The sequence below is a fragment of the Burkholderia sp. Ax-1719 genome, from assembly GCF_011753055.1.
GTDB lineage: Bacteria > Pseudomonadota > Gammaproteobacteria > Burkholderiales > Burkholderiaceae > Paraburkholderia.
Genome location: NZ_VWWJ01000060.1, coordinates 1 through 4,264 on the forward strand (window position 1 = coordinate 1; position 4,264 = coordinate 4,264).

At 65.4% G+C, this 4,264-nt stretch carries 3 protein-coding genes; 1 reads left to right on the forward strand and 2 read right to left on the reverse strand.

The features are described 5' to 3' along the window. Window positions 1-308: 308 nt before the first annotated feature. Both F3J17_RS35795 and F3J17_RS35800 read right to left on the reverse strand, forming a co-directional pair. Window positions 309-1,841 (reverse strand): type 1 glutamine amidotransferase, encoded by a 1,533-nt coding sequence (locus F3J17_RS35795; protein WP_167070536.1) that lies wholly within the window; start codon window positions 1,839-1,841, stop codon window positions 309-311. A 155-nt stretch (window positions 1,842-1,996) separates the two neighbouring features. After that, complete coding sequence (locus tag F3J17_RS35800; RefSeq protein ID WP_167070538.1) at window positions 1,997-3,766, reverse strand: cation:proton antiporter; 1,770 nt, start codon at window positions 3,764-3,766, stop codon at window positions 1,997-1,999. 197 nt (window positions 3,767-3,963) lie between these two features. Between F3J17_RS35800 and F3J17_RS35805 the strand changes: the two genes are divergently transcribed. Further along, on the forward strand, window positions 3,964-4,264 hold a 301-nt coding region (locus tag F3J17_RS35805; protein ID WP_240161276.1), incomplete at its 3' end, for an amidase family protein.

Below are 4,264 nucleotides of genomic sequence, written 5' to 3' on the forward strand. Positions count from 1 at the left end.
GCGCACCGGCCCAAGCGGGCGCGCCTTGCTGCAGGAGGGTGGAGACCGCGGCGGCCAGCAGGGCGCGCCGCAGCACAGAGGATTGCTTCATGACTGCCTGTTCCGTTCAGGATTCCGAGTAACCGTTTATTATCGCCGCCCGAAAATCTCATAAACGTCGTTTAATTTCGGATAACAAAAGAACCTGCGATTTGCTTGTCCGAAATCACCTACTCAATCTTAGGAATTGTCGGAAGACCCGTACGGGAAAAGAAAAAGGGGCAGTCGCCCCTTTCTTTGAAACGTCGGTCAGTGCTGCGTCGGGATCGTCAGAAACGCGTCTCGCGCGCCGAACGCAGGAAGTTATCGAGCAACGGTGTGCAGTCGAGCAGTTCGGGGCCGCCTGCGCGATGAAACTCCGGGTGCCATTGCACGCCGACCACGAACGGCGCACGCCGGTAACGCACCGCTTCGATCAGGCCATCGCCCGCCGAAACCGCTTCGACGGTCAGATCGCGGCCAAGCGTCTTTACCGCCTGGTGATGGATCGAGTTGACGATCGCTTCGCGCCGGCCCGGGAACATGCTCGCCAGCGACGAGCCTTCCGGGAAAGTAATCGCATGGCGGTGCTGGTCGTAATGCTCGCTAACGTGCACGCCGGCCGTCGGCACATCGGTGGCGATGTCCTGATACAGCGAGCCGCCGAACGCGACATTGATCAACTGGCAACCCCGGCACACACCCAGCACCGGTTTGCCCGATTCGACGAATTCGTGCAGCAGTTCCAGTTCGTACATGTCGCGCACGCGGTCGCCGGGCCATTCCGGGCGCGGCGACACTTCCGCGTAAGTCTGCGGCGAGACATCGGCGCCACCTTGCAGCAGCAGGCCGTCGAGGTGCTTCGCATAGTCGCGCAGGCGGATATTGCTCGGGTGCAGCATGCCCTGATGGCCGACCGTCGGGATCATGAAGACGATCACGTCGCGCGACATGACCCAGTGCGCGATCGACTCCTCCAGATACTGCAGCGTCTTGCCGCGCAGCCCTTGAGCGCCCGGTTCGGGGTGAAAGATGCGCGCCGATACGCCGATGCGCAACGTGCGTTGCGTGATGCGCTGGCCCGCGCGGTCGAACAGTTGACGCGCGCGCGCCGCGATGATGCGTCCAAGTACCGACCACGCCGAATCGCTCGGACGCAGATAACGCGGCGTTTCAGGCGGCAATGCGCCCGGCGGCGGCGGATTCTGCGCGGTGAAGTCAGGCGCCTGGCCAAACCCTGCGGGCGCGGCGCCAGGACGGGACGCGCCGGTCTGAGGCGGCTTCGCCTGCGCAGCGGCTTCGGGCGCGGCGGGTTTCGCTTCGCTTGCGGTGGGCGCCGGCATATCCCGATCGCCATCGGCGGCGACTTCGATTGGCACCTGCGGCTTGCCAGCGCCGGTTGCGGCGGCTCTGGCAGCGGCTTCGGCGGCCTGGCGCTCGACGGCGCGCCCTGCTTCCGCGCGGGCCTGGGCGGCTTCGGCTGCGGCTTCGGCTGCGGCTTCAGTTGCGGCTTCAGTTGCGGCTGCAGTGGCCGAAGCGGCGGAAGGCGCAGTCCTTGGCGCCACCGGCTCCTCGTCGATGCCGCCGCCGGAACTGTCGGCGCCTGCAGCGTCCGACGTCACGTTTGAGGCGCTGTCCGGCGCATCGGTCGACGCGCGCTGGGCGGCCTCGCCGGACGCAGTCGTCTGGCCAGCAGGGGGCGTTGCGGAAGCAGAAGAGGGAGAAGCAGTGCCGGAATCGGCGGAACGGGTGGATTCGCTGGATCCGGCGGGACGGCCTGCGCCGTCGGGAACCTCAGGGCGGTCGGTCTTGTTGTCGCTCATGACGTGGGGTCGGGGCGCGCTACATCGTTGCAGGGCGCAAACGGATGAACAGGGTTCCGATTATGCGTCCCACTGCATCACGCCGCCACCCATTTGCACAATTGCTCACATTCCGTCACATTCGCCGCGCCCCAGCGCCGACGCCCTGTCTGGGCTCAATGCGTGTCCTGACGCTCGTCGAACGTCTCGCGCAACGCAATCTGCATGCTCGCGTGGATCTTCACGCACCAGCGCCAGAACAGCATCGTGAGCAGCGCCGCGCACACCAGCACGCCAATCAGAAAGCCCGTCGGCGGCAGGATCGTGCCCGAGAGCGCCGCCACCAGCACGAACACGCCGATCATCGACACAGCCGGCACCAGTTCGGCAATCGCATGGCGCAGCGCGCGCGTGAAGCGCCCCGCCTTCTCCGGCTGCACGCTCACCTCCGCCAGCAGCAGCGCGAGCGACTGGGTCTTGCGCCACACCGCCACGAGAAACGGCATGGCCAGCAGCAGCGCCGCGCTCCAGAGCACCACGCGCTGGATACGCTCGTCGGGCACCCAGCTGGCGATGAACGGCGACGCGTAGCGCGCGCCATACGACACGCCGATAAAGATCGCCGACACCAGCGCCAGATTCACCGCGATCTGCAACACGATGCGCCGTGTGAGAGAGAACAGCGTCGGGCCGCCCTCGCCTTGCGAGCGCGGCATCAGGCAGCGCAGCCACTGGCTGTACATGCCGAACACGTTCGACACCGATGGCGGCACGGCGCGCGCAAGGCGCTGCGAAAGCGGATCGGCGAAACGGATCAGATACGGCGTGGTGAGCGTGGTGATGGCCGACACCGTCACCGCAATCGGATACAGAAAGCTGCTGGTGACTTTGAGCGTGAGCCCAAGCGACGCGATGATGAACGAGAACTCGCCGATCTGCGACACCGTCATGCCCACGCGCATCGCCGTGCGGCCGTCGCGGCCCGCCAGGAACGTGCCCAGACCGCACGACACCAGCTTGCCGAACACCACCGCCAGCGAGATCACCGCGATCGGCCAGGCGTAGTCGACCAGCACGAGCGGATTGAGCATCAGGCCGATGGTCACGAAGAAGATGGCGGAAAACGCATCGCGCAACGGCGCGACCAGATGCTCGATGCGTTCGAGATGCCGCGATTCGGCCATCACCGCGCCAATCAGGAACGCGCCCAGCGCGATCGAATAATCGAGCTTGACGACCAGCAGGCAGAACGCAAAGCAGAAGCCGAGCACGGAAACGAGCAGCATCTCGTCGCTGCCCACGCGCGCCACGTAGCCGATCACGCGCGGCACGATCAGAATGCCCGCCAGCAGCGAGACCGTCATGAACAGCAGCAGCTTGCCGAGCGTGATGAGCGCGATGCCCGGCGACAGCTCGCCCGTCTGCGCGATGCCGCCGAGCAGCACCAGCATGGCGATGCCCAGAATGTCCTCGACGATCAGGATGCCGAACACGAGTTGCGCGAACGGTTCGCGCTTGACGCCCAGATCCGAGAGCGCCTTGACGATGATGGTGGTCGAGGAAATCGCCAGAATCGCGCCGAGAAACAGCGAATCCATCGCGGCCCAGCCAAACGCCCGGCCAATCTCGTAGCCCAGCCACAGCATCACGACGATTTCCGAGATCGCCGCGACAATCGCCGTCGCCCCAACCTGGAACAGCTTGCGCAGACTGAATTCAAGGCCGAGCGAAAACATCAGGAACACCACGCCCAGCTCGCCCATCGTCTGGATGGTCTGCTCGTCGTGGATCAGCTGGAACGGCGGCGTGTACGGCCCAATGATCACGCCCGCCGCGATATAGCCCAGCACCACCGGCTGCTTCAGGCGATGAAACAGAACGGTGACGATCCCGGCGATCGCCATCACGACTGCCAGATCCTGAATGAAGCCGATTCCCTGGTGCATAAGCTCAATTCATTACAAAATGCTATCGAATAGCTGAATGTTACCCGATGATCGGGTTCGGCCAAATCGTCCGCGCAACAAAAATCCACCGTTCTACAATGATGTGTCCCTTGCGGTGCGTCATACCCGGCCCTCAGCCTCAGGTCGTCCCGCGCCGCCGCCCGAGTTCAACGAACCGCCTTCTGTGCCCCGCTGCCATGACCTCTAGCGCCACCCCGATCCCCTCGCACCCCTCGCTCCCCTTCCCGCCGCTCGCCCAACTGGCCGCCGATCTGGCTGCGGGCGCCACCACCAGCCGCGCGCTCGCCGAAGCCGCGCTCGCACGCATCGCCGATCCGGCGGGCCAGGGCGCAACCGTCTTCACGCACGTCGATGCCGAACGCGTACGCGCCGCCGCCGATGCGCACGACCGCCTGCGCGCCAGCGGCACGGTGCTGTCGCCGCTCGCGGGCATTCCGGTGTCGGTCAAGGATCTGTTCGATGTGCAGGGCGAAGTCA

Excerpts from the sequence above, each read along its gene's own strand:
- F3J17_RS35795 (WP_167070536.1), bottom strand. The coding sequence starts at position 1,841 with ATGAGCGACAACAAGACCGACCGCCCTGAGGTTCCCGACGGCGCAGGC.
- F3J17_RS35800 (WP_167070538.1), bottom strand. The coding sequence starts at position 3,766 with ATGCACCAGGGAATCGGCTTCATTCAGGATCTGGCAGTCGTGATGGCG.